Genomic DNA, 24719 nt, shown 5'->3' with positions numbered 1-24719 from the left:
CAACTCCCTCCTGCAGATTTTCTCGACTTCTCGCAGAACAAGCATCGCTGCTTCCCTCCATCTACACGCACAAGTCTCGCCACAGCCGCGCTTGCGACGGGCATTCACCAGGCGGGGTCCATGCGTTCCTTCGCGTTCAGCACCAGGGCCGTCGCATGCTCTTCATCAGGTTGGTAAACAGGGCTGTCCAAGCACTTTAGCGCTCTCATCCCCGAAGGGCGGCAGCAGGCAAGAGATAGCGGACATTCCCCGTTTCGCGGCCCCGCCAGGGGACGCTCACCGCGCGCGCGGATCTCTAATTTCCTTCCCTCCTCAGCATGCTGGGGAGTCGCCCCAGCGGCCTTCCTATGCTCGTCTTTCCAGTCGTTACTGCACGGGCTTCAGGCGCAGCCGTTGCGTGACCTTGGCACCAAATCCGACGTGGAAGTCGGTCTCGCTGACCCACATCCGGTGAAGAATGCCCGCGAGCTTTCGCGCTACTGCCGTAATCGCACACAGCATGCTCGACCGCTTGGCAATTCGCAAACCCCACGCCCGCAACGCCGACCATTTTCTGACCCGCAGCAGCAGACTAGCAGCTGCCTCACAGAGCGCCTCCCGCACGGAGATGTCGCCCTGTTTACTGATATGACCTTCGAAGTCGATCGATGTACCGGACTGGTGGCGCCTCGGCGTCAGGCCAAAATGGGCGCCCACCGTACGCGAGCGGGTAAAACGATGAGGGTCATCGACGCCAACCTTGAATGACAACGCCACCACCGGACCGACGCCCGGAACCGTCATCAGACGCCGGCAAACAGGATCATGCTGGACCACCTGCAGCAGCACGCGATGCAGCCGATCATAACCTTCGAGGATGGCGCGGCGCACGTCGAGCATGACCTGGATGGACATCACAAAAATCGGATCGCTGTGCTCGATCAGCTCGCGGATGCGGTCCTCAAAGGACCCTCGGGCGACGGCCCCGACGAGCAAACCATAGGCCCGCAAAGCGCCCCGAACATGGTTCTCGAGGTCAACCAGCTTGCGCTTCAACAGCTTCCGGTTGGTCAACAATGTGCGCATTCTCTGCATGTCGATATTCTTGACATGCACGGCGCGGTACCAGCCCAACCGCATCATCTGCGCGATGCCGCGTGCATCGTTTCGGTCGGTCTTATTGCGCATCGTCGATAGCGAAACGCGCATGTGGCGTGCCTCCACGACAACGATCGGCACCCCAGTGGGCTGCAACTCACGGTACAGCCAGATGCCCAGCGATGACGCCTCGACCCCTACTCTATCGAGGCGATCCGCGTAGCCCTCAACAGCGGAGCGGATCGCCGCTGGCTCCGTGCTGACCTTGACTTCGCGGACTGTGAGACCTTCGCCATCGACGATGCAAACGCTGGTTTCTTCAAGGCCGACGTCCAATCCAACGTACAGTTTCATCGGAGCTCTCCCTTTTGGCAACGACCTTCCAAGTCGTTGCACCAGGCTCCGGATTCGGCCACCACCTTCCTATCCCCGTGCACCGATATCTCGAAGCCCGATTTGAAGAGCCCTCCGCCCTACCCTGTAAGCGTCCGGTTCCCGCACGTCTTTCGAGAATGTCTTGTCGTTCCATATTCCATTCTCCTGCAGCATGGAGGATCTCTTGTGGGGCGGAAACAACATGAGAACACGGCGCGCCGAACCTGGTGGTCGGTGCCCATCGAGGCGTGGCGTAGAAGCGGCCTCAGCCGGCGCAGTTATTGCCGTCAGCGCGGCCTGGATCAGGGCACTTTTGCACGCTGGCTGAGCGTCCTCGTCGACGCTTAAACCCTTAGAGTACAAGCCGAATTGAAGCGTGAGGAGCGTCGTTTGCGGCAACCTCTCAAGTTGTCCAGCGACGCGCGCAGCCGTGCCGTCCGGGCGTTCTGGGCGATGCATGTGGAGGCGATGACGTGGCCCGGAAGAGCGTGCGGGCGTACGCCAAGGCCCATGAAATATCGCGTTTTGGCCTGCAGCGATGGCGCGATCTCCCGATCTCCTCGAGGCCCAGGAGGTCGAAATCGACTTGCGGGCCCAACTTCACCCGAAGCGCCCGCGCGCGAATAAGCACTAGTGCTAGGGGCAGTGCTAAGGAGACTCACACTCAATCGGCCTTGACAACGCCACCGGTTGACCATCCGGAAACACCAGCGAGACCGACGCGGCGCAGCTTCAGCGCGGCCGAAAAGCTCGCGATCGTGCTCGAGGTTGATCGCACGGGAGACGGTATCATCGGTGGCGCGGCGACATCGGATCGTCACCAGCGCGCCGTTCCGATGGCGCGCGGAACTCGGGTTTGACAAGCCAAAGCGTTCAAGATTGGTCCGGGTCGAGGTTGCCAGTGAAGCGTCGGATGGTCCTTCGTCCCCGCTCGTTCTCGATGAATTGTTGCAGCTGCCCTACTGGAACGGACTGGCCGCGAACAGACGCAATGCAAGCCAGTCCGGTTCTGCTAGGCGCGCGTGGATAGTGAAACGCCCAGTTTAGCGGCCATGGCAGTCGTAGCGCCCGGTGTTCTCTTCAATGATTTCGCTATTTTTGTGACTCCAGTTTTGGCTTTCGCCATCGTCTTCATTTGTTTTACGTCGGCCTTGGTCCATGCGCGGCGAACAACTTTCTTAGTCTTCTTAGCCATTACTGCTCCAATTTTTCGGGAGCGGTCTTTTATCACGCAACTCGCAAATCACAACGGTATGTTAAATCCGATCTCAAGACGCTAAAAAGCCGCGCGGCGCGCAATGATGAGCGACAGAATTACGCGACTCACGTCGGCGGAATATCCAACGGACATAACCACCATTGGTAATCGTATCGCTCCGCCATCTTGCGGCGCGTCCCACAGTATCGCGTTCAATGTGTCAGACGCCTGGGCAAGACACGCGGCCGACCTCGCCGTTCCGTGCGTCTCGTTTCCCTCGTTCTCCGGGCGCAACGCTTCACCGACGCTCGGCTCCCATCCATCACAGCCCTGGCAAGGCGGTCATATAGACGTTGATCGCCCCCTCCGCCTTCGCAATCACCCGAAGGGTTCTGGAGTCGAAGGTGATGTCGGCCAGACGAATCGTCGTGATCTCCGCCGCCACCCGTATTCCGTCCTGATTCTGACGGAGATCGGATATCGCCGAGGCAATCCTTTTTAGAGCGTTTACGGCGAACGCTTTGAGGTCGATGGTGACCCTTTCCGCCAAAGCTTTCATCAGATACGGCCTGGCCGCCTGCGCAGCAACTCCGAGCAGTCCGAACGCGGACTTGGATTCTACGGAGAGATCGATGTCTTTGAGGCCAATTGTCAGCCCCTCTTCGTCGAGGAACGGTCGCCCCCAGATATGGACATTAGCCTCGCCTCGTAACGAAAAGACCTTGCTGCGATCCTTCACGCTCAACAGGAGGGAAATCAGCAACCGTTCACCTGACGCGGCGACTGTCGCGCGCCTCACGGTAAGGTCGACCGAGCCAGAGCCATTCTCAGGAAAGGTCCGGCCAACCAGCTGAGTTTCGATGACCTTGCTGACCTCGGTCAAAGGTACGTCGATCGGCACGCCGATGCTGACACCGCTCGGCGTTGGCGGAACGATGGAGATCGTCGCTGGAAAAGGACAATCGGGCTTGGTTTGTGCAGGAGTGACGCGAGTTTCCGCCGCGATACCGAGCGTTGCCGTCATTGCCGAGGAATCGATGCGTGGCTGCGCGGCGATAGCATGTATCGGCCGCAGTTCGAGCCAGAGTTCCGGAAGCGGAGAGATCCCGGCCCGCGCCCCTTGCAGACGTATCGAACGGCACAATTTCGCCCATTGCAGTCGCGCCGCCTGCTCGAACGTGGAATCGTTGCGGATGCGGCCGGCGACCGCATCGAGCTGATCGGAGACCGTCTTGTCGATCAAGGGCTTCACTTGCGCAGGCGTTTTCACACGCGCTCCGCCGACCAACAGGCTTTTTTCTTCGAGCGTCACTTGCGCCAAAAAATTGGGCTCGATGCGCCAAGCTGCGGAGAGTTTCGGCCGTTCCAGGTTGGGTCCGTCGATGAAAACGACCATCCGGCTGCACGCCGTCACGGTACAAACTCCTGAAAGAGGCCTGTCGCTCAGTCCGCTGTCGACCAGTGAACTTACTTCCAAGCACTTCGCTCCTTGAGCGACGCGGTTTGGTTGCCGCGAGTCAAAGTCCGAACAATGCGCGATTCTCGAGCGATCGCTCGAAGCCGCGTCCTGTTGCACCTTTTGCCTCTCCGAATTCGTAAAGCGCCTGCATGTAATTGCGATCGAAGGTCGCCACTGCCGTGGGCGTAGGTAGCCGTGCGTCGATCGCGGTCGCGTGGAATTCCCATCCATTGCGACGACAGAAGTCGTAGGTCGCGATCATGGTGCTGCGGGTATTCGCCTTCACGGCCGTCTGAAATGACCGCACGACGATCGGCAACGCGTAATCCGGCGTGTGGGCCGGGGCGGAGCTTAGCTTTCCATTGATGATGACGAAAAGTCGCGACTTGGCAGCGCGGTCCGACGAGACGAGCAATGCTTCCGGAACGGGTATGACGTTCGAGGTCACGCCCCCGTCGACGTGCATTTCCACATATGTATCGTTGCCGTTTCGTACTTTGATGAGCACCGGCGGGAAGATGCCCGGGAGGGCTGCCGAAGCGGCCAGCACGTCTCTGAACAGTTCGACGCGTCCTGGACTGGTGCTCGCCGCGATCTCTCCCATGTTCCACAAGGTGGTGGATTGCCGGTCAACGTCGGTCGTTGCGATGATGAGCAACTTGCCTTCGCGATGTCGGGCAGCCACTGCCTCGACGAGGGACTCGTCGGCAAAACGTGCGATAAGGTCCCGCAGCGGGCTGGACGCGTAGACGCTGGATCCGACAATGGCATCCAAGCCGGCAATTCGCAGCAGATTGTCGGTCATGCCCGTAGTGAACATTTGCTTCAGGATGGGATCGTAACGGGGACCCAGATAAGCGAATGGAGCTATCAAGGCGCCAACACTGGATCCGGTAACCACATCGAACTCCGGACGCTGTCCGCTCCGCGTCCAGCCTGCCAGAAAGCCGGCACCATATGAGCCGTCGGCGCCTCCGCCTGACAGCGCCAAGATCGTAAGCGGCGCGCGCGACCTCCCGCCACGGAAGAGACGGTCGATTTCGCGGGACGTCAGTCGTGCCTTGGAAATGTCCGGGATGACCGCCGGACCCAACGCCGCCACCGGAGCGCGAGGCAGCGACGTACAGCCCGTCGCCAGAATGGCTAGCACCAGTATCGCGGGAATGAACGAATGCATGAGGGCGGTCATTTACTGAGAGGTAGTGCCGTCAGACGGTGCGTTTCGGGGCTGTCCGGCACTCGACTCCATATTTGAGGATTACCCATCTGCTCGTCGGTCAGATCGACCTGAACGGTCAGGACCGCTCCGTCTTCGCGCAAACTCATCCGGACACGATATAAGTCTCCATCCGAGAGATTCAGAATTCGGCCGTCGTTGTACGCGAGCCCAGCCTTTTTCATGCCGATCACAAAGATCAGACCGAGGACCGGCAGATTTTTCTCGGGCCCTCGACAGGCGGTGCACTTCAGAGTCGAAGAGTCGTCGTCGGAGGCGGAGAAGATCTTTACGATCTGCGCCTCGTAGACTTCTTCCCACCTATAGATCTTGAACCAACCCTTTGGACGCCCGGCGCTATCGGCAATCTGCCATATTCCCTCCGCGGTAGGTTCGGCGGTGTTGGCCGACAGCGGCCAGGTGATCATGATCGTGCTGGCAATCATTCGGAGAAGACTTGTCCGACCGGTTCGGCGGCGCAGAAGCGCATTGCCACCAGTTCCAACTCGACGATTCACCTGCGTCCCCATACTGCAATGTTCTTTTGGAAGTTCGACCGTTCGCGCGGTAACGTCGATTAGCGGTCGATCGTCGGACTTGCGTAGTCGGGCATCTTCCAACTACCACCGCGATCGTCGGCCAACCTAGCAGCGAGATCGGACACCCCCCACCTGCAAGCCAAAGCTGCGACGGAGTGCAGGAGGTCGATACGCCATTGGGACATCGGAATGCCGATTCGCAGGAGGAAAGGCCTCACCTTCTGTATCTCCCAAACGAAAGGCCGTAACGCGGACTCGTAACCCGCAAGGGCCGTCGGCAAGTTCTCGGAATGTCGGTTCATCTCACCAGCCAGGACGTACGCTCCCACCAAAGCGCCGGATACTGCCATGCCGCTGAACGACGAAGCACAGTGCGCGGCATCACCGACGAGGACCACGCGTCCCTTGGACCAAGCGTCTGTGCGCACCTGCACGACTTCGTGCGAGTAGAAGCTCCCCGCCATGCGTATTCCTTCCAGCAACCGTTCGGTCTGCCAACCTGCGTCTCGAGATCTGTACACCCAGAACTGCTTCTGGTGCTCGATGGGCTTTCCGTGAACCTCCGACGCTTCCGCAGAATCGTCGCGGAGCACGAAATACACTTGCGTTTCTGTCGGGCTGTGGTTCGCATAATCATTCGACCGCCGGGAGCGTTGCAGGTATCTTGGAGGCCGCCGTGCGTCTGGGTTCGGGGGATGAATCAGTAGGCCATGTGTATCCGCATCCTCCGATTCCTGGTCCCGCCAGTCCCGGATGCTTCGAAAGAGCCCGGGTTGACCGACGCAAGACTTCTGCTCAAACAAGCGGTGACGGCCTTCGCATGGCGAGAACGGAGCAGCGTTTGCGAGGGATACCGCGTTAAACGCCCGAGCACCTGCGCTCAGATCGAAAATTCCAGGCCACGTACGACGCCGTCGGCACCGCTTCGCGCCAAGATCCACTTGGATGATATACTTCATTGAAAGCCTTTGACCTCAGAGCCACTTCGGATGTCCGTTGGAAGCTCGTATGCAGAGGTGCTAGATGGCGGGCTAACATTGCACGAAGATTGCCCGGCTTGCACGCGGTCAGCGATATGGCAGAGCGCTAAACTCTGCGGCGCGCAGTCCCACGTTAGCGTCGACGGAGACAATCAGTGCGATCGCAGATGTTCTCGGGTGGTCGAGGCTGGCCGTCGTCGATATCGCGATCGATGCGAAGGCTGCTGAGATCACCTGAGAGGCGGAGTCCTAATCCCGAAGAAATTAGGACGATTCTCGCGTTGTCCGAAGCCAAGATTGTCGCATTTGCCCCGACCAAGAAATGAGCGCTACCGCCGATGCTTGTATAGGTACCAAAGATATCTTCGGGCTTGTCCAGCCGATAGACTAGCATGACGACCCTGCCGTAGTTGGCTCCAAGTCCAATACCGATGGAGACTGCGGACCAGTTGACACGGGAAGGCAGCCCGTTAGCTAGACGCAATTGGCCAACTCCGTTACGGCCGCCGATGACGAATGAACCGCTGAGTTCGCTGCCAAGTATGTAGGCATTCGGCTCTCCGAACAAAGCAAGCGATCTTTCGACGGCACTGGCGGCTCGCCTCGAAGCCGTATCGAAAGTCTTGTCGATCTGCTCCAGAATGTCTCGTCCGGGCGCTGTTGGCATACCGCCAGGACGCGTGTCGCGGTCCGCGGCAAGGCCCTCCGTTGCGGAAAATAGAGCAACAACGAAGGCTAGAGCGATCTGCCAGCGCGAATGTGAGCCAAATCGGCGCTTTGCTACAGCGTTTATATCCGTTGGTCGATCGAGCTCTGCTGCAGAAAAAGACCCGTCGGGCATGCTGTCTGCCTGCAAGGACAAGGGGGCGGCTTTTAGGCCGTGAGGATCCGGCATCACGCTCTCATCCCGCACACCTCGTTCCCCAAAGATATTTCCTACACGCGACGCGAGCATGCTTACAAGTCCGACGATTAGTACCAAGCCCTAGATACGGTAGCTCGAAGCTGGTATCGGCTAGTTTTCGTCGAGCTCCGCACACGTCACATATGCGATCGGACGCGGAGACCGTCCCGGGGTCAACGATGACGTCTCTTTCTCGCGCCTTGGCCCTCCGACTTTCCGTCCTTGGAGTGGCTCTTTTCGGAACCGGTGTCGCAGCTGTACTGGCGTTTACGTTTATTACCGAGGAGCCCGGCTCGCTTCGCAACAAGGTTACCTCCGCGGCCATTCGACAAGCGATACGTGTATCTGTTTCCAAGAGCGTTGAGATAGAGAAAATCGCGGCTTTGGTAGACATCGAGAGAATGAGCCCGAAACTCTGGTATCTGGCGTCGGATGGAGACACCGTCGTCGAATACGCGTCGAGCCTCCGTCCGCACCTTCCGATCGATATCCGTCTCGATGGCCCGACCATTCAAGCGCAAATGAGCCTCGGTCGTGGCGTAGGCAGTGCCGTTTCCTTCGATGTCGTCGAAATCAACTCCAAACGCGTGGTTATCGCGACGAGCGGAGGCACTCCAGGCTGGGCAATGATCCTTGGACATTACCTCGGCGCTATCGCGGTTCCCGCGCTCATGACATCTCTGGTATTTGGGATCGTTATCGCCGCGGCTATCGCAATGTCCGTTTCGTTCATTGGCGCGACGCTCCGACGCGCTGCCAAAGCTGCAGCCTCGATCGACCCAAAATCTCCCCGCGGCTTACTACCGACACAGGAGACCCCCGCCGAACTCATGCCATTGACGAAAGCCCTGAACTCGGCCCTCGATCAGATCGCCGCCACGATGGATTTGCAACGGCGATTCATGAATAATGTCGCCCACGAGCTACGTACTCCGCTATCTGTCATCCGATCCAAGATCGAAGGTGTCGATGATGCGAAGACACGGGTCGCCCTGAGAGCAGACGTGCACCGCCTGACGACAATCGTTTCATCGATGCTACAGCTTGCGAGACTACACAACGACGTTCTCCCCTTCGAACCTGTCTATCTAAACCGCCTAGCGCGTGGCGCTCTGGCCGATATGGCTCCACTACTCGTGGCGCGAGGTATCAACGTCGCTTTCGAAGAGCAAGGTGATACGATCCGGCGCATTGACGCAAATGACGCGACCGTTCGCGCTGCCGTAGCGAACCTCGTCGACAACGCCGTAATGCATGCTCAGGCAAAATCGACAATTCTCGTTCGTGTCGTCGACAACGTGAACCTCGAAGTCGTCGATGATGGTATCGGCATCGCTTCGACGGACCGCGAGGAGGTCACGGAACCGTTCAGCCGACCGTCACCGCAGTCCGGCGGAGCCGGATTGGGGCTTACCATCGTCCGCGACATCATGACGGCACATGGAGGACGGATGTCGATCTCTGATACTCCAGGCGGAGGAACGACGGTTCGCCTTTTCTTTACGGATAACTCCGGTCAGCACGAGCCGAAACCATAGCGAAAGCTGGCGCGGAGCTTATATCGATGGCTTATCGAGACCTTCACTATCGGCGGCGGATTCCGGTGGCTCCATCTTTTGCAGCATATAGCCCAATCCACGTAGGGTTGCGATTTCGACGTCGGCTGCGGCGTTGCGGAGCTTCCGCCGCAATCGTGAAATCTGCGATTCTAGAGTGTTCGACTCGATCAAGTCGTCAAAACCGTAGATGGCGTCGATCAGGATGCCGCGAGTAACGACGCGGCCTGCCCGAAGAGCGAGAGCCTGCAGGATCAATAGCTCCCCACGCCGTAGCGCCAGTGGGGTATTCTCGACCGACGCCCCCCCATGCTGGTCGATCGAAAGCTTTCCTACTGCGGTCGGGGTCGCACGGTTTGGACTTTGGCGGCGGGCGATAGCGCGCACGCGCGCCAGCAACTCGTCGGGTTCAAAGGGCTTGACGAGGTAATCGTCGGCTCCACTGTTTAACCCTTCGATCACGTCGTTTTTCGCATCACGCGCGGTAAGAACAAGAAGGGCAGTTTCGGGCGCTCGTGCTCTTGCGGCCCGTATCACCGACAGGCCATCGCCGTCCGGCAGTCGTCGATCGACAATCGCTATGTCGAACGACGCGCTCGCAATCGCACGAAGCGCCTCTTCTGACGAACAAACCGAGTCGACCACAAATCCCGCGCGCCGCAGAAGAGACGAGAGGAACGAGCTGAGATCAGGCTCATCCTCGACAACGAGTACTCGCATGATATTTCAATTTCATCGTTATGGACGGGCGAAGCATCAGCTGTTGGGCGCGACGCCGTGGAGTTGACCGGGCTAGGATAAACGAAGCTGAATCTGAGAACACGGCAACAGGACATCATCATCGCCGACCAAGCCAATTCCTCTGCGCTGACCTCCATGTGCCGCAAGAGGATCGCTGCGAGATACGGGCATTTCTGTGGTCAAATGCCAAGCCGACAAGAAATCCAAAGTACTCAATAATGCGAAATCATGGAGCGTGCGCAATGTTCGGGCAACAGAACCGCTTCTGAGGATGAACCGCGATCGAACCATGCGGATGCACCCCACCAGACAGCAAAAGCCATGTCGGACGACGCCGCGGCGGTCCGCGATCGCACGCGAATTCGACGTGGCGCTTCCATGGATTTTGCCTTTTCATGTCGACTACGACCCGCCCGCCAGGCGCATGTCGGCGAGCGTGCCCGGAAGGCTGCGCGTGATGAGATCGACGATCTCAGTGCGCAGTTTGTCGCCTGCATCCGCGCCCCAGAGAGTTCCGTTGATGGTCCGGCTTGGTCCGGCAAGCCTGATCATGTCGGTGCTGCCGAGTGGGGAGGCCGCTCTCTTGTCGATTACGTCGAAGGACTTGCCGTCGATGACGCGGACTTCGTATAGCGCATGGACGATGCCGTAGGATGCGAGCAACGTGCGGTATTCGGCGAAGCCGAACCCTTCGACCTTGCGGCCGGTGCCGAGCGTCGATTTCGCGCGCGTGATCACGACGTAGGCATCGAGCCCCTGCGGCGAGACATCCCTCCGGACCAGAACCTTGAACGGGTCCCCGCTGATGAGATTGACGGGACCGATCGCCGACTCCCGGACAGCCGCGAATGCCGCGCGCGGATAATTGACCGTCTGCACCTGATAGCGCCCGTTGAGCACCGCTGTCGCCTGCCTGACGATCAGGTCATCGAGCCCCCATGACTGCACCGGCACGCTTTCGAGACGATTGCTCAACGGCGCAAGCCCGACGCGCGTCACGCTTATTTCCTCTCCCACCGCCGAGATGATGCCCACGGTCTTGATCGCCTGCAGCCGGGTCGTGCGCGTCTCGAAGGCCGCGGCGGCGGTCAGGGATAGGGATGTAATGGCGAGGCTGACACCTAGAATGATCTTGCGCATGCTCGCCTATCGGATCTTGAAGTCGAAGGAATAGGATGCGCCAAGGCCGATGGTGGTCTGGTTCGACGCGCCGCGGAGCTTTACGATCGGACTGTCGGCTGCATCTCCGAACAGCTTTTCGTATTCGACGTACGCGTGGACTTCCCACTGCGGATTGATCCGGTAGGAGACTTGGGTACCGACTCCGACGGAGTAGGGCCCTCCCTTGGCATCGAAGACCGGCAGGCCCGACGCCACCGACTGCACCGGGTCGACGTCGAAATAGGGCGCGACCGCTTTCGTGCTCTTCCACGTGAACCGCGGCCCCGCCGAGATGGTAATTCTGTCGATCAGCGGGACGATGAAATCGGAGGATAGGTCGGCCACCGTGCCCTTGTGACCTCCTAAGCCCTGGCGCAGTTCGCTGCGCAGGCGGAGCCAGTCGACCGGGTAATATTCGACGAAGCCGCCGACTTCGAATGCCGCTTTTACGTCGGCCAAACCGTTCAGCTCCGAATGATCGCTGCTCTTGCGCTCCTTTACGTACTTAAAAGCGGGACCGGCGCGGAGATCCCCGAAGTCGATCAGCGCGATGCTCGCGCTGTCCCGTGGGCCGCGAAACTCCTGCACCGTCCCCGCGCGGCGAATGGAAAAAATCGGCATCGGGCTGAGCATCCAGTTCTTCGAGCCCGGGTAGTCGGGCCGATACTCTCCGCCGACGCCGACCGTGGCCGTCCAGGTGCCCGACGGGGAGGGCAGGCCGGGCACTTCGAAGGGCGGCGCCGGAAGCGTAAAAGCGGTCTGGGCTTTCGCCCCTGGAGCAATCGCCACGATAGCACCGAACACAGCGAGCGAGGTGGCCAGCTGTCGTATGCCCGTCTCCCGGCGGAGCGTTGCTTCGTCTTTATTCTTCTTCATTCCGGGCCTCCGACCCTGATTTCTGTCGAGTCGGCTAGTGCGACTGTAGCTCCACCATGTGTTGGCAAAGTTGCCCCAAGATTGCCGACAGACCCGGTGCCGACGCCCTCCACTCATGGATGCCTTCGTTCGGTAGCTTCGACCAACATTGCCTGGGGTCTGGGACCGCGTCGTCAAGGCTAATTTTCTGTCCTTGGGGGACCCGTAGGCTAGCCTTGGATTTGCCCGCCGGGCTGACTTAAAGGGAATCCATGCGCGAGCCGAGACGAGAGATTTCGGTCAGGAGTGTCTCGACCCAGGGTCAACCGCTCCGGAATTGAAGGACTAGCAGTGTGCGCTCCCTTGCGATCGAGGAAGAACCGCGCATCGGCCGCTACATCAGACGATTGCTCGGGCAATTGAACGGCATCGTCGACGTCGTCGGCTCCATCGCGGACGCCAAGCAGGCGCAAGCAAGATGAACTTTAACTGAACTGTCGGAGGGGTGGCTGTGGCTTGTCGCTCTATTTGCCATTCTCATTCGGTTGCGGAGCAATTGCGTTTTACGTCCTCAACAGCCTACCTGCGTTTTCGACCGGATCTCAGGACTCTTTGCTGTACCGATCGTGGTCCACTGCTCTGGAGATTTTCGTCGTGTCGGCTCCTTTGCTGTGGATCATCGCGCTTCTTGCGCGAGAGCCGCTCTCCCTCGTGTTCCTGAAGGTGCATGCGGCGCTTTACAATGCGTTCCTCGTCGTGACGATCGCATCGAACTCTTCTGGCAATTCGTCGCCCGGGGAGGCCTTCGCAGGCTTCATTATTGGTTTTCTTTTCATCATTCTCGTTGGCGATGCTGCCATAGCCATAATGAATTGCCCGCATTGCGACGACAAAATCCAGAACGAACCGCAAAGACCCGAATTCGTCTATGTTGGGGTCACGCTAGCCCTGCTATGCGGCGGGTATGCGGGCGTTCTGGCGTGGTCTTCAATGTTGCCCCCGAGGATCATCAGCGGGGCGGAGACTGTTGCTCAAGATCGCCCCTATTGTATCGATGTCGACGGGCGGCCTGCGCGCGCTGCCCGCGACCTGACCGGTCTCAGCATGCGAGCACCGAACGTTGATGGGTGGACGTTTAATTTTCACGCGCTTCTGGTTTCAGTGGCAGGGAGCGATCGGGATTACTTGAATTGGTCGTGCAGAAGGGGCCGCTTTGAATTGGTGAGCCCATCTGCACGGGTGAATTTGCATCTGGACGAGAATACGAGATGAGTGCCCGCGCTCCACCTCGCTCGTGATTGGAGGTGAACCAACCATTTTGTGCGCGACCGTCGCGGAGCCAAGCTAAGGTTCTTATCCGGCAATGGCAAATGACGTCGGTCCCGGGTTGATCGAGAGGGCCGCTATCGAAGCCTACCCGGACCACCTCGCAGTATCACGAAGACAGCCGTCTATAAGGCGTATCGCAAGATCGCAGGCCGTCGCAGATTCGCCGATTGGAGCGTGCAGCGGGTCGCAGCATCATAGCGCCACGGCGAACGAGTAGTGCCCATCTTCATCGGCCGTGGCGCGCCACTTCGGTATAAATTGCGAACGCCATCGCCGCGGTTTCTACGCCTGCAGCGTCGGCGCGCAATCTCGCAAGCCTGCCTTGTCCTCGCTCCGGCAACCACCGCATTCGTGGCGCTGTGAGTTCTCGTGGCCATTCCGGCATCTGAAACACTCGGAAAATCAACGTACTGATAGTCGCGAGAAGCGACGTCATGGCCGGATTCTTGCACCGGCGTGCTCGTCACCGATCTCACTGAGATTCGTCACTAGCCGGCGAAGGACGCTCATGAGCGCAGCCCGCTCGCGCGCGTCGATGCCTGCGAGCGCGACATCGACCACCTCGGACATCACCCGCCGCGCCGCGCCGAGCCGCGACCTCCCTTTCGCCGTGAGCGAGATTCGGCGCGCGCGACTGTCAATCGGATCCGGCTTACGCGCGATGACACCGTCACGTTCCATTCGCGCAAGGAGCGCGGCCATTGTAGGCTGCTCGATCCGCGCCCGCTGAAGAAGATCCTTCTGCAGCATCGGACCGCTTTCCTCGAGCGCCATCACCACGGGCAGGTAAGCCATACCGAACCCGAGCGGGCGAAGCTCCCGCTCGAAGCTCCGCATGATCAATCGCGATGCGTGGTTGATCCAGAACGTAGGCGTCGACTCCGGATTCCAATCGGACTTGATTTTCATAGTATGCTATATATGTACTTCTGAGCGAGAAGGCAACACCATGCAGCGGAGCAATCATGACGCCGACGACACCCAATGACTTTGATCGTGCCTATCGGGGGCTCTTCACCGTCTGGGGGGACTTCCGCATCCCCAACGAGATCGCCGCACTTCTGCGCGATCAAACGCCTGAGACCGCGCTCGAACTCGGTTGCGGCGTGGGGAGGTTCTCACGCTATGCGGCCGAGCAGGCGTGCGCACGACCGGCGTCGACTTTTCACCGGTCGCTATCGGGAAAGCGCGCTCTCGCGCCGCCGGCCTGCCGCTTCAGTTCCTGGTGGGTGATGTCACTCAACTCGATGGGCTCAAGGATCCGTTCGACGTTTCGTTCGACGTGGGCTGCTTCCATTGCCTGGATGCTATAGGTCAGCAACGGTATGCATCGGAAATTCACCGGCTCCTGAAGCCCGGACGCACGCATCTGATCTGGGCTCTTGATGACGCACCCAGCGACATCTCGCTGACGCCGGCTGTCGTCAAGACGATCTTCGCCCCCGGCTTCGAATTGCGAGAGGCGCGCGCGAGCCGGCGACGCATCGCCCGCTCTCATTGGTACCGGCTAGTGCGCGCGTAACACTCGCCACGGACGAGCATGAGCCGATCACGGGAGCCGATGTCGGCTTGCCGTCGGCACAGCGTCCCGACCAATGGGCCGGTCAGCCTGGCGCGCGCTTCGCGTGTCTGGGGTCGGCAAGCATGGCGTTCGTCTTTCAACGCTCGACCGGGTGCAGCCGAACGGGGCACTACTGACGTCCGATGCACGCTGGCAAGTGTCTCATCGACCTCGGTCCTATTTGGAGTTACCATGAGCAGCGAGAAAGTCATCATCGTCGGAGCAGGTGTGGCTGGCCTCAGCCTCGCCATCATGCTCGCAGAACAGAACATCGAAAGTCAGGTTCTGGAATCAAGACAGCGTTTCGATGGCCCGACGAGCGGCGTGCGGATATCAGCCGAAGGCGTCAAGATTCTGAGGCTCATGAAGATGGATGCGATCGGTGAGGACACGCAGAGAGTCGACCTGCGGTTTGGTGGTCTATCCGCCAGCTTTTCCGCCCCTAAGCGCGACACCTCCGCAATCATGGTCACAAGGTTGGCGCTTCATGAACAACTGATGAAGCGAGCACACTCCCTGGGAATTTGCGTGGTGACCGGCTTCAACGTTGCGGCCATGACCGAGTCCGCCGATAGCGCCGAAGTGACCTCGGACTCGAATGAGAAGGTGACTGGCACCCTGCTCGTGGGGGCCGATGGGGTAGGCTCAAAGCTCCGACAATTATTGAATTCAGTACAGAGTTCGACGAAAACCTATGCCGGGTACCTGGGCGTGGGGTTCATCACCAGGGATGAAACCAAAATCGAAATGACGCTGCACAACTATCCTGGTCACCAGATTGGAATCGCCTCTTGCGGGAAGGTGAACGAGGCCGCGACGAACAAGAGCATCTTCATGTGGACTCACATCCGCATGCCCGAAGCAGATGCGAAATTGGCGACGCAGGCGAGCGTCGAAGCAGAACTGGCGAGACGAGCAGAGCGATGGAGTCCTGAGCTGAGAAGAAAATATGAGCTGTACGCCAGGGACGCGGAAGCCATACTGGCCTACGGACCCATCTACAACGGGAAGCCCCCTGATCGGTGGTATAGCAGCAGAATGATTTTGATCGGGGACGCAGCACATCCCTACGGACCTGGTGGACAAGGCATCAGCATGGCGCTGAAGGATGCCAGGGCGCTATGCGCAGTCATTGCGCGCGGCTTTGCGGAAGATGACAAAAGGGAATTCCAGCGAAGTCGCGCTCAGGAGTCCCGTGCCCTTGGAGAAGCTGCGGAGAAGAGAAACTCCAAAGGCCCATCATCCACCAAGTGGGGCATACTCGCCGAGGGCGTCGCCATGAAGGCCGTGGAAATCTTCACTCGGGGAACATTAGAGTTCTGAACCTTGCAAGGCACATTCAGTCCAACCGCCACCGTGTCCTCTTTCGGATTGCACGAATCCTTCGTCACGAAGACCACCCATGATTCTGCGAACCACGACAGGATTGGTGTCCATCGCCTTCGCCAATTCTTCGGACGTCATGGGACGTCTCTGCTGACCGCCATGTTGTTCGGCCACATGCAGTAGGTTGTGCAGCACATCCGATAGCCGGCTGTCGCGTCTCAGGTAACTTCATGAGTATCATGAATTGATAAAATCAAGGCTTCGCGCGGACCTCGCTTGGTTCGCTGTTCCGGTTGCATGAAGGGCAATCGGGATCGCACGTGCCGTCAATCCGGCAAGCGACACGTGCTTTTGCGCTCAAGGCTTCAGCACCGCGACGGCTATAGTCGCCAACGCCAGCGTGCCGATGACGACCGGGAGATGGACCAGCCAGGATGGAGATGGATGTCCATCAACGGTTGTCATTCGCCGCATCTGGCCAGTGATGACACCATGTACGCCGGCAAGCGTGAAAGCCAAGACGAGCTTGGCATGGATCCACCTCTGCCCCATCCACCCGGCGTGGACGGCCATCGCTAAACCAAAGATCAGTGCGGCAAACATTGCGCAAGAGACGGCAATTGACAGCCGCGCACGCATGACGGCGACAATACTTTTATCCGATGGACGGGGCAGGATCAGCGCGACCGCGAGCATTCCACCGATCCAGACGACGACCGCGAGGATGTGCATTACTTTTAAAAACTCATGCAGGCTCATCGGTTGACCGCTTCTTGTTGAATGATTTTTACGGCGACAACCCGGTCATTGAGAAACGCGCCGAAAGGGAACAGGGCAGCGAGTCCAGCCCTAACCGCTTCCTTGCGAGTCCACCCACCGCCGGACACGGCATCGATCAGCGTGACAATGTAGACGATGAACGCCAGTCCATGCACCGGTCCCATGATCTTGGTGGCGGCAGCAAAGCCCGCGAAATGCCGTAACGGTACTGCGACCAACAGTAGGGCAATCAGCGTGCATCCTTCGATCCATCCGGCAAAACGCAAGCGTCGCAGAGGCGACGACATCAGTGCAGTAATGTTCGCCACCTTGCTTCTTATGACATGTGGCTGCATCAGCGCCGTCCCTTTCGTGCCGCTATGCGGGCCATGAGTGCTTTGAACGCTGTCTCGGCACGCCGCTTGGCTGTGCGATCCCGCGCCAGCCGGCTGGACGCATGGTGGGCGAGATAGATGCCTGTCATTTCCCAGGCTATCTGAGCGGCATCGGTATCGTCGCAGATCTCCTCCGCCGCCATCGCTTCGACGATGAGCGATTCAAGCACTCCCCGCCATTGAGCCTCCAGTGCCACCACCTGATCACGAACCTGCCCGCCGAGATCATCGAGTTCGAAAATAGCGGCTGAAATCGGACAGCCACCGGAGAGGCCGGCCTTGGACGACCAACCAAGCCAATGCTCAAATAGTGCTTCGAGACGTGCGAGGCCGGGCTTGCGGGACATCGCAGGGGCAAGCACGTGCGCCTCGGCCACTCGTGTCATCTCATCGAGCAATTGCAATTGCAGCTCTTCCTTGGACGCGAAGTGCGCAAAGAGGCCACTCTTGGAAATTCCGGCTGCTGTGGCGAGCGTGCCGATCGTGATACCTGCCAGACCTTCGACGCTCAGTTTGTCGAGGCCTGTCGTCAGAAGTCGCTGACGCGTGCTGTCACCCTTGGCCTTCATGGGGATTAAGTACGACCGGTCGTGCTTATTGTCAACCCGCGCGCCGGATGCTTTGAGCACCACCCCGCAAGCGGCTGGGCGGGACGCCAAGTCGCGCTCAAAACAGCGCTATCATGGTGAGCATGCGATGCGAAACCAGTAGCGTTCGCGATCGTCGACAGATCCATGTCGTGCGTGCGCATGAGTTGGCGCGCTCGTGCGACACCGCGGTCGATGATGTAGTCGTGTGGCGTGTGACCGACAGCGGCCTTGAAGGCGCGCGTGAAAGACCCAGCCGAAAGGCCAAGCTTGTTGGCCAACTCGAGTATTGTCAGTTTGGCTTCGAGAGGCTGGTCGATAAACTCATCGATCAGCTTCAAGCGCCGTGGTGTCATCCAAGCGGCTTCCCGTTGCTGATGGACCTCGCCGCGCAGGATCACGGCAACGCGCTCACATAGCACGCCAACGAGCCGCTCACACGTGAGTGCCTCTACGGGGTGGTCGGCGATCAACCGCCGGCGGAGCCGATGCGCAGCATTGATGGCCTGACGATACACGATGTTGCTGAAGCGTCGGGACTGGATGGGCTCGACTGCATATCGCCTGTCCAGCGACACCTTCAGATACTCGCCGCCCTGCTGTGACCGCGAATAGACATCGCAACCTATCGGTAGAAACGACAGGTGGTTCGGAGTTGCTTGGAATTCCGTCCTGCGGCTGCTGGCGAACGCGTGCGTGCCGCTCTGAGTCTCGAAGGCGAGAAACCGATGATCGCAGCAATTCGATCCGGCACACACCCGAAATCTCAATTGCTTGGGATCCGGGTGTACCGTGTGGGCTCGTTGCTGTTGGCGACGCTGACATGACGCGACCATATCAGGCGCAGGCGCGTCGCGCGACAATCGACAGTGATCGACAGCAGTTTGCGTCAGTTTTCTGAAAGAAAAGCGTCGTCCTGCTTTGCGGATCAATCTCTTCATAGCCGGACAGTTGTAACAGGACGGCGGCGAGCCGTTCAGCCTTCAAGGAGCCGTCTCGTCAGAATGATAATTTGAGCTCCGTAATCAAGTTCGTACTCTTAAGGTATGATAGCTCCGCTATCCTGCCTCGGGAAACGAAACGCGGTATAAGTCTTCGATCTGCCCGACTTCATCCGAAGTCAGCAGAGCGAATTCGTTATCTCGCGCTCTCTTTGAAAGCTTTCCCTGATTCTGCCTGAGGAACCCGAACAGGTTGTTGAGCGTTCGTTCCGGCATATCGATCATGTTCTCGATGCCAGCACGGAATGTGTCGAAGTTACGGAGGAAGTTGGTTTCGTTCGGAAGATCCTGCTCTATCGTCTGGCGTACGCATTCATACAAGAACTCAGCATGCGGCGTGGCATCGAAGAAACGGTAGAAGTCAGCCGTATCGTTAAGGACCGTTACATTGCCCTTTTGCGTAGCTTCCCATTGGACGCAGGGAAGCAGCCTGCTGGAATAGCTCTCCAGCACAGCCTTGTACTCCATAATTCTATCGAGAATCGCCGACGATACGGGGAAATGCAGTCCCGCAGGATTAAAGCCTCGGCGCGCGAGAACGTGATGCATCAGGTAGCGATGGATGCGTCCGTTGCCGTCTTCGAAGGGATGGATGTAGACGAACCCAAATGCCAGTACCGCTGCGGCGATGATGGGATCGAGATCGTTCTCGACGTCATGGTCGAACGCGATCAATCCCGTCATAAGCGAGGCAATATCTTCATGCCGCGCATCGATATGATCGGGAATGGGGCGTTGCGTATCCCGGTCGTGCTCACCTACAAAGCCGCCTTCCTGACGAAAGCCCATCTTCACGAAACGCCCGTCACCGATGACGATGTTCTGCAATCGCAGGAATTCCTGTTCGTCGAGCGGCGCGCGGCCCGCCTCGCCGATAGCGCGACCCCACCGCTGAATACGATCCTGCGGCGGCCTTTCTCCCTCGATCACATAGCTGGACTTCGAATCCTTCAGCAAAAGGAACGCAGCCGTCCGAGCGAGCAGGTCCTTCGGAACTGCATTGACGACCGCGCGCGCGCGCTCCTTCCAGTCCTGCGCAATAAACTCATTCAGCGCAGGAGACCTAAACACGAGCGGACAGAATTCCGGCGTTCCGGGAAGGTTGTCGCGAACACGATGCCGAGCCGAATTCTCTCCTGGCCCTGCGAACTGAAGATCGGTATCAACCGCATCCACGTATGAGACCTTGTCGGCGGGCGGCAGCTTCAGCTCACGGCCAAGCAGCCATTCGTACAGGAACCAAATGCGGCGGGTGTAGAGGCCGGTCGGCTTCTGCCTTACAAGCTCTGCAATCTCCCCTTCCATCACGGCGAGGAAAAGCCGCTTCAGGACGGCAAGGTCCAATCCCTCGTTCTTGAGAGCAAAAGTCAGGTGTCCCTCAAGGGAGGCCTCCGGGGCGTGGCGCGGCGTATAGATGCGCCAGCCGTTCTGCTCGAGAATCCGGTGCTTAGTTCCTATCGCCGAAAGGGTCCGCGGGACAGGAACGGGCAGCTTGTAAGCGTCGATCAGGGCAGCGTAACCCGCCGGAGCAGCCGTCTCCGGCAGTCTCCGGTCATGAAAAACGCTCACCGGCCCTGAAAATTGCACGCTCAATCAAATTCTCCCGAAAAACGCTCTCTCGCCCGAATTTCGTTCACAAAGTCTCCTACAGCTCGAATTTCTATCATAATTCATGAAAAATAATTTCTCCATACGTATTCTGTGAAAAATATTCCCTTGGCCAGAATCTGGCCAATACAGCCACCCCAAGGCAGCGTACCAGTCCCGGCCAAAGGAGGGGCATTTCGAGATGACGGTCGAAACGGATCTTCGAAATGGGTTGGGCCGAGTAACGGCGGCGACAATTCGGGGTCGGTCGATTCTCGTAAGGTACGAATTCCTCGCTACATACGATCCCGCGCAGACGTGAACGATCCCCGCGACCATCTGCCATCGTCGCAACTCTATGATGCTCGACGGGGAAGAGCGATCACGTTAGAAGCGCTTCCAACGTATCTCCCCCAAGCTTCCATCAACTGCCGCCGTTTTTTCAACGCGCTACTGCGTCGATAGGCTTGCTCCGTTTCGTCGCCGACCTTGTGGGCTAGTGCCATTTCAGCGATGTCTCGTTCGAAACGAGTTTCATCCCCTACCCAATCGCGAAAACTCGACCTACACCCGTGCGTCGTCATCGCCGGATAAACAGCCTTGAGCGCGTGTAGCACCGCGTTCATACCAAGCGGCTTCGAGTGGTCCGAAGACCACTGCCCGGCGAACACGTAGGCGTCAGAAGCAGCATCCTTCGGAATGACCGCTTTCAAGATCGCGATTGCGCGATCGCAAAGTGGTACTTCGAAATCGTTGCCTTCCGGATCGACCTCCGCCTTCATCCGCTCCGCTGGGACTGTCCAAAGACGTTCCGCAAAATCGACCTCGCGCACGCGCATAAAGCGGGCTTCGCCGGTCCGCACCGCCGTTAAGATGATAAATTCAGCTGCGAGGTTCACTGTCGTTTCGGCCATATTGTGTTTGGCATTCAACGCCCGGACGATACCAGGCACGTCCTTGTAGGGTGCGGCTTTGTGATGGCGCTTCGACCGTTTCGCCTTCGGCAAGAGTGGCTTCAATGTCTTCCACGTCGCAGGGTTCTTTCCAGACCGAAACCCCTTGGCTTCCGCGGCGTCAAGCACGCGCTCAATTCGACTTCGCGTCTCGCGAGCCGTTCGGTTGATCGTCATCCAGATTGGCGACAAGATTTCCAATATATCATTTGAGTTGATGTCGGCGAGCTCCTTAGCGCGGATAGGTTTGCAGTGCACCTTTAGATCTCGCGTCCAGTCGACGAACGTGTTTCTACCTTTGAAGCCCGCTTTGATCGACGCTAAGAAGATGTCCGCGAATTCTCCAAACGTAGTGCCTGCTACCACGTCGGCGCGTCGATCTGCGGTCGGGCTTCTACCTTCAGCTAGCGCCTTACGCGCGTCCGCCGCCCTAAGGCGGGCATCGGTGAGTGACAAGCCGTCCTTACTCTTACCTTTGGCTGAACCAAGACCAATCTCTCTGCGCTTGCCCGTACCACGCACACGGTACATGAAAACCCATTGACGCCGCCCGTGCGCACCGGTCTCGATCGCGAGGTAAAGTCCCCCACCATCGCTGTGCCGTCCGGATTGAGTGATTGTTTCCGCTTCTCGAGCGGAGAGTTTATGCAGCTGTCTTTTGCCCATGTCCGCCCCACCATCCGCCCCACCATTGGTCCCGGATTGCGACGAACGACCGCGAATTTCGGTGAACCACTGCGGAATTAGATTGAGCAATTATAGCAGAATAAACAGGCGGTTAGAAGCCGGCAGCGACCCGAGACGGACAAAAGCAAAAACACCATGCGACCGTGGTGATGCCGGTCGCGCCCTGCTTTTTTAGGCCAGCTCCTTCAACGCCCGCTCCAGAAGGTCTAGCCGGTCCTGGCCCCAAAATATCTCGCCCGAAGGCAATACGTAGCTCGGCGCGCCGAAGACGCCCGCCGCCAGTGCCTCCTGCGTGTACTGCTCGTGAACCTTGTCTATTTCGGCATCCGACGGACTGGCCGCACGCAGCTCCGCAGCGTCGAGACCGGCCCGCCGCGCAGCCGCCGCGACCGCCTCGGGATCGGTAAGGGTTTCCTCGCGCTCCCATACCACCCGCCCCAGTTCCAGCGACAGCCGGTGCGCGTCCTTGCCTTGCAGCTTGGCCGCGATCACCAGCCGGGTCGCTGCCGCGTCGTCGCAGGGAAAATGCTTCGGCTCGAGATGGATCGGAATGCCCAAAGCGTCGCGCCAGCGCTTCAACTCCATCATCCGGTACGCGCGCCGCTGCGGCGACCGTTTTGGCAGCGGCAGCCCCCCGGTCTGCTCGAAGATCGGACCGAACTTGCACGGCTTGACGTTGACGGTCGCGCCGTTTCGCCTGGCAATTTCCGCGAACCGTGCGCTGCCGAGATAGGTCCACGGCGAGGTGAGCGACAAATAGTAGTCGATGGTAACCGGCATGATGTCGAGATCTCCGAGCAGGCGGCGTCAGGCCAGCCTTTCGATCAAGCTAGCCTTGTGCGGGTATGCCGGCAACCTGCTTCGGTCACGAACGATGACGGCCGCCTTCAGTGCAGGGCGTTCGTGATCTTGTGATCGAGATGCCCCGTCTTGTAGTCACGGCGGAGCTGGCTCAGCGCCGTCTCGTTCAAGTTCGGGAAAACATCGCTGAGCTTGTCGGTCGGCGGATAACCGGCGGCAAAACCCTGGCCGTAAATCTTGCGCAACGTGCCGATGGGCGTGGCGCCGTGCTTGTGGCCGATTTCACCGTCCTGCTTGCGGTTGTCGGGACCTGCCTTGCTCATGCCGCTCTCCCTTGTGGCTTTCTTGAACCATCCTCCCGCCGGGACGGAATGGCAATCCTGCACTGCACCAGAATTAAAGCGCCCTCGCCCGCATCTCCTCGCTCGGCTTGACATCCTCCGAGCGGCTGTAGATCGCCACCGCCACGATCAGCACCAGCGTCAGCGTGCCGAACAGCGCGCGGTAGGCATCTTCGGTGCGGGCGCCGCTCGCCAGCGGTTCGAACGCGCCGATGATGATGCCGGACAGCGTCTGCATGCAGGCGACGCCGAGCATCACGGCCGTGTTCATCGTGGAGATGCCGCGACCGATCAGCCGGTCCGGAAAGATGCCGCGGCCGTGGGTCATCACCATGGTGCTCGAGGCCGAGAAGAAACCCATGGCGATGATGACGGCGACCGGCAGCCAGACGGGCGGATGCGAGAACAGCGCCAGTATCGCGAGCAGGCCGACGATCACCAGCGTGCCGCCGATCGCGATCCCCTTGCGGGTGTCGAGACGGCGGTCGAGCGGGCCGAAGGCGAGCATGCCGGCCTGGTAGGCGATCACGGCGCAGAGCAGCACGTTGCCGGCCGCGATCGGGCTGAAGCCGTGCACCTCGCGCAGGAACGCGCCGCCCCACAGGCCCTGCACGGTGAAGGTGCAGGCGTAGTTGCAGAAATTCATCGCGATGATTGGCTTCAGGCGCGGGTTGCGCAGCACCTCGAGCATGCCTTTCAGCATCTCGCCCGACGGCTCGACCTTGCGGGACAGAAAGGGATGGCCGGGCGGCGCATCGCGCACCACCAGCCAGATCGCGATCGTCGCCAGCGCGATGAAGACGACGACGGCGCCGAACGCCGGCCGCCAGCCGACGTCCTGCGCGGCCCAGGCGAGCGGCGTGGTGGCGGCGAGGTTGCCGAGCAGGCCGATCGACAGCACGACGGCGGTGAGCGTGGAAAAACGATCCGGCGGAAACCAGCGCGAGATCAGCACCATGCTGCCGATCAGCATCACGCCGCAGCCGGCGCCCATCAGCACCCGCCCGGTCAAGAGCACCGGCCAGCTCGGCGCCAGAGTGAACATCGCGCCGCCGATGGCGGCGAGCATCAGCATGCCGACGACGGTGTAGCGCGGCCCGAAGCGATCGAAGAAGAAGCCGCAGGGGATCTGCATCGCGGCAAAGCCGAAGAAGAACGCGCCGGTGAGCGCGCCCAGCGCTTCCGGTCCGATTCCGAGATCGCGCATCAGATCGAGGCCGATGGTGACGTTGGAGGCGCGGAAAAAATGGCTGGCGACGTAGGCGGTAGCCATGGTCGCAACGATGATCAGGCCCCGGCGGTAGGGGAAAGGCCGCTCGGCGGACTGCATG

The 24719-nt window shown here is 59.5% G+C and carries 25 protein-coding genes and 1 pseudogene; 6 read left to right on the top strand and 20 right to left on the bottom strand.

The window, feature by feature from the left end:
- Nucleotides 1-366: 366 nt before the first annotated feature.
- Nucleotides 367-1431 (bottom strand): IS110 family RNA-guided transposase, encoded by a 1065-nt coding sequence (locus QUH67_RS04800; protein WP_300945523.1) that lies wholly within the window; start codon nucleotides 1429-1431, stop codon nucleotides 367-369.
- A 207-nt stretch (nucleotides 1432-1638) separates the two neighbouring features.
- On the opposite strand from QUH67_RS04800, the gene tnpA reads away from it, so the two are divergent.
- On the top strand, nucleotides 1639-1800 hold the full coding sequence (gene tnpA / locus QUH67_RS34905) for an IS66 family insertion sequence element accessory protein TnpA (RefSeq protein ID WP_407080407.1): 162 nt from the start codon (nucleotides 1639-1641) through the stop codon (nucleotides 1798-1800).
- A gap of 664 nt (nucleotides 1801-2464) precedes the next feature.
- Here the strand turns inward: tnpA and QUH67_RS04795 are convergent.
- From QUH67_RS04795 to QUH67_RS04775, 5 genes are all read right to left on the bottom strand, one after another.
- Nucleotides 2465-2647 carry a hypothetical protein gene (locus QUH67_RS04795; RefSeq protein ID WP_300945522.1) on the bottom strand — a complete coding sequence of 61 codons (183 nt, stop codon included), beginning with the start codon at nucleotides 2645-2647 and terminating at the stop codon, nucleotides 2465-2467.
- A 325-nt stretch (nucleotides 2648-2972) separates the two neighbouring features.
- Entirely contained in the window at nucleotides 2973-4046 is a 1074-nt protein-coding gene (locus QUH67_RS04790; RefSeq protein ID WP_300945521.1) for a DUF4403 family protein, read from the bottom strand.
- Between the two features lie 121 nt (nucleotides 4047-4167).
- Nucleotides 4168-5298, bottom strand: coding sequence for a patatin-like phospholipase family protein (locus QUH67_RS04785; protein ID WP_300945520.1), 1131 nt, complete (start codon nucleotides 5296-5298; stop codon nucleotides 4168-4170).
- Nucleotides 5295-5771, bottom strand: a complete 477-nt coding sequence (locus QUH67_RS04780; RefSeq protein ID WP_300945519.1) for a DUF2147 domain-containing protein — start codon at nucleotides 5769-5771, stop codon at nucleotides 5295-5297. Before QUH67_RS04780 ends, QUH67_RS04785 begins: the two co-directional genes overlap by 4 nt.
- A 1206-nt stretch (nucleotides 5772-6977) precedes the next feature.
- Nucleotides 6978-7739, bottom strand: coding sequence for an EipA family protein (locus tag QUH67_RS04775; protein ID WP_300945518.1), 762 nt, complete (start codon nucleotides 7737-7739; stop codon nucleotides 6978-6980).
- Between the two features lie 188 nt (nucleotides 7740-7927).
- Between QUH67_RS04775 and QUH67_RS04770 the strand changes: the two genes are divergently transcribed.
- On the top strand, nucleotides 7928-9286 hold the full coding sequence (locus tag QUH67_RS04770) for a sensor histidine kinase (protein ID WP_300945517.1): 1359 nt from the start codon (nucleotides 7928-7930) through the stop codon (nucleotides 9284-9286).
- 18 nt (nucleotides 9287-9304) lie between these two features.
- Here QUH67_RS04770 and QUH67_RS04765 read toward each other — a convergent pair whose 3' ends face one another.
- The 3 genes from QUH67_RS04765 to QUH67_RS04755 form a co-directional block, all read right to left on the bottom strand.
- Nucleotides 9305-10024: a response regulator transcription factor gene (locus QUH67_RS04765; RefSeq protein ID WP_300945515.1), complete on the bottom strand. Its 720-nt coding sequence runs from the start codon at nucleotides 10022-10024 to the stop codon at nucleotides 9305-9307.
- 423 nt (nucleotides 10025-10447) lie between these two features.
- Nucleotides 10448-11185: a hypothetical protein gene (locus QUH67_RS04760; protein ID WP_300945514.1), complete on the bottom strand. Its 738-nt coding sequence runs from the start codon at nucleotides 11183-11185 to the stop codon at nucleotides 10448-10450.
- 6 nt (nucleotides 11186-11191) lie between these two features.
- On the bottom strand, nucleotides 11192-12082 hold the full coding sequence (locus QUH67_RS04755; RefSeq protein ID WP_300945512.1) for a MipA/OmpV family protein: 891 nt from the start codon (nucleotides 12080-12082) through the stop codon (nucleotides 11192-11194).
- 332 nt (nucleotides 12083-12414) lie between these two features.
- Here QUH67_RS04755 and QUH67_RS04750 point away from each other — a divergent pair, with 332 nt between their 5' ends.
- Together QUH67_RS04750 and QUH67_RS04745 are read left to right on the top strand one after the other, a co-directional pair.
- Nucleotides 12415-12543 carry a hypothetical protein gene (locus tag QUH67_RS04750; protein ID WP_300945511.1) on the top strand — a complete coding sequence of 43 codons (129 nt, stop codon included), beginning with the start codon at nucleotides 12415-12417 and terminating at the stop codon, nucleotides 12541-12543.
- 34 nt (nucleotides 12544-12577) lie between these two features.
- Nucleotides 12578-13333 (top strand): hypothetical protein, encoded by a 756-nt coding sequence (locus tag QUH67_RS04745; RefSeq protein WP_300945509.1) that lies wholly within the window; start codon nucleotides 12578-12580, stop codon nucleotides 13331-13333.
- Between the two features lie 489 nt (nucleotides 13334-13822).
- Here QUH67_RS04745 and QUH67_RS04740 read toward each other — a convergent pair whose 3' ends face one another.
- A complete protein-coding gene (locus QUH67_RS04740) occupies nucleotides 13823-14299 on the bottom strand; it encodes a MarR family winged helix-turn-helix transcriptional regulator (RefSeq protein ID WP_300945507.1) in 477 nt (158 codons plus the stop codon).
- Nucleotides 14300-14489: 190 nt separating this feature from the next.
- On the opposite strand from QUH67_RS04740, the gene QUH67_RS04735 reads away from it, so the two are divergent.
- Together QUH67_RS04735 and QUH67_RS04730 are read left to right on the top strand one after the other, a co-directional pair.
- On the top strand, nucleotides 14490-14912 hold the full coding sequence (locus QUH67_RS04735) for a class I SAM-dependent methyltransferase (RefSeq protein ID WP_300945506.1): 423 nt from the start codon (nucleotides 14490-14492) through the stop codon (nucleotides 14910-14912).
- A 231-nt stretch (nucleotides 14913-15143) separates the two neighbouring features.
- Nucleotides 15144-16274, top strand: a complete 1131-nt coding sequence (locus tag QUH67_RS04730) for an FAD-dependent oxidoreductase (protein ID WP_300945504.1) — start codon at nucleotides 15144-15146, stop codon at nucleotides 16272-16274.
- 18 nt (nucleotides 16275-16292) lie between these two features.
- On the opposite strand, the pseudogene QUH67_RS04725 reads toward QUH67_RS04730, so the two are convergent.
- The 10 genes and pseudogenes from QUH67_RS04725 to QUH67_RS04680 all read right to left on the bottom strand — a co-directional run.
- Nucleotides 16293-16499: pseudogene (locus QUH67_RS04725) on the bottom strand (Rrf2 family transcriptional regulator); the annotation flags it as partial.
- Nucleotides 16500-16634: 135 nt separating this feature from the next.
- On the bottom strand, nucleotides 16635-17036 hold the full coding sequence (locus QUH67_RS04720) for a CopD family protein (RefSeq protein ID WP_300945503.1): 402 nt from the start codon (nucleotides 17034-17036) through the stop codon (nucleotides 16635-16637).
- The gene (locus tag QUH67_RS04715; protein WP_300945502.1) at nucleotides 17033-17392 is read right to left on the bottom strand and encodes a DUF3817 domain-containing protein; all 360 of its coding nucleotides are present in this window, start codon (nucleotides 17390-17392) and stop codon (nucleotides 17033-17035) included. The genes QUH67_RS04720 and QUH67_RS04715 overlap by 4 nt, the downstream gene beginning before the upstream one ends.
- The gene (locus QUH67_RS04710) at nucleotides 17392-18000 is read right to left on the bottom strand and encodes a TetR/AcrR family transcriptional regulator (RefSeq protein WP_300945501.1); all 609 of its coding nucleotides are present in this window, start codon (nucleotides 17998-18000) and stop codon (nucleotides 17392-17394) included. Before QUH67_RS04710 ends, QUH67_RS04715 begins: the two co-directional genes overlap by 1 nt.
- Nucleotides 18001-18005: 5 nt before the next feature.
- The gene (locus QUH67_RS04705; RefSeq protein ID WP_300945499.1) at nucleotides 18006-18959 is read right to left on the bottom strand and encodes a helix-turn-helix transcriptional regulator; all 954 of its coding nucleotides are present in this window, start codon (nucleotides 18957-18959) and stop codon (nucleotides 18006-18008) included.
- Nucleotides 18960-19076: 117 nt separating this feature from the next.
- On the bottom strand, nucleotides 19077-20612 hold the full coding sequence (locus QUH67_RS04700; protein ID WP_300945498.1) for a Fic family protein: 1536 nt from the start codon (nucleotides 20610-20612) through the stop codon (nucleotides 19077-19079).
- A gap of 350 nt (nucleotides 20613-20962) precedes the next feature.
- Entirely contained in the window at nucleotides 20963-22225 is a 1263-nt protein-coding gene (locus QUH67_RS04695; RefSeq protein WP_300945496.1) for a tyrosine-type recombinase/integrase, read from the bottom strand.
- Nucleotides 22226-22417: 192 nt separating this feature from the next.
- The gene (locus tag QUH67_RS04690) at nucleotides 22418-23026 is read right to left on the bottom strand and encodes a 2-hydroxychromene-2-carboxylate isomerase (RefSeq protein WP_300945495.1); all 609 of its coding nucleotides are present in this window, start codon (nucleotides 23024-23026) and stop codon (nucleotides 22418-22420) included.
- Between the two features lie 107 nt (nucleotides 23027-23133).
- Complete coding sequence (locus QUH67_RS04685) at nucleotides 23134-23370, bottom strand: hypothetical protein (RefSeq protein WP_300945494.1); 237 nt, start codon at nucleotides 23368-23370, stop codon at nucleotides 23134-23136.
- 73 nt (nucleotides 23371-23443) lie between these two features.
- Nucleotides 23444-24718, bottom strand: coding sequence for an MFS transporter (locus QUH67_RS04680; RefSeq protein ID WP_300945492.1), 1275 nt, complete (start codon nucleotides 24716-24718; stop codon nucleotides 23444-23446).
- Nucleotide 24719: the final 1 nt, after the last annotated feature.

Source organism: Bradyrhizobium roseum, from assembly GCF_030413175.1.
GTDB classification, from domain to species: domain Bacteria; phylum Pseudomonadota; class Alphaproteobacteria; order Rhizobiales; family Xanthobacteraceae; genus Bradyrhizobium; species Bradyrhizobium roseum.
This window is presented reverse-complemented; position numbering and strand designations above follow the sequence as displayed.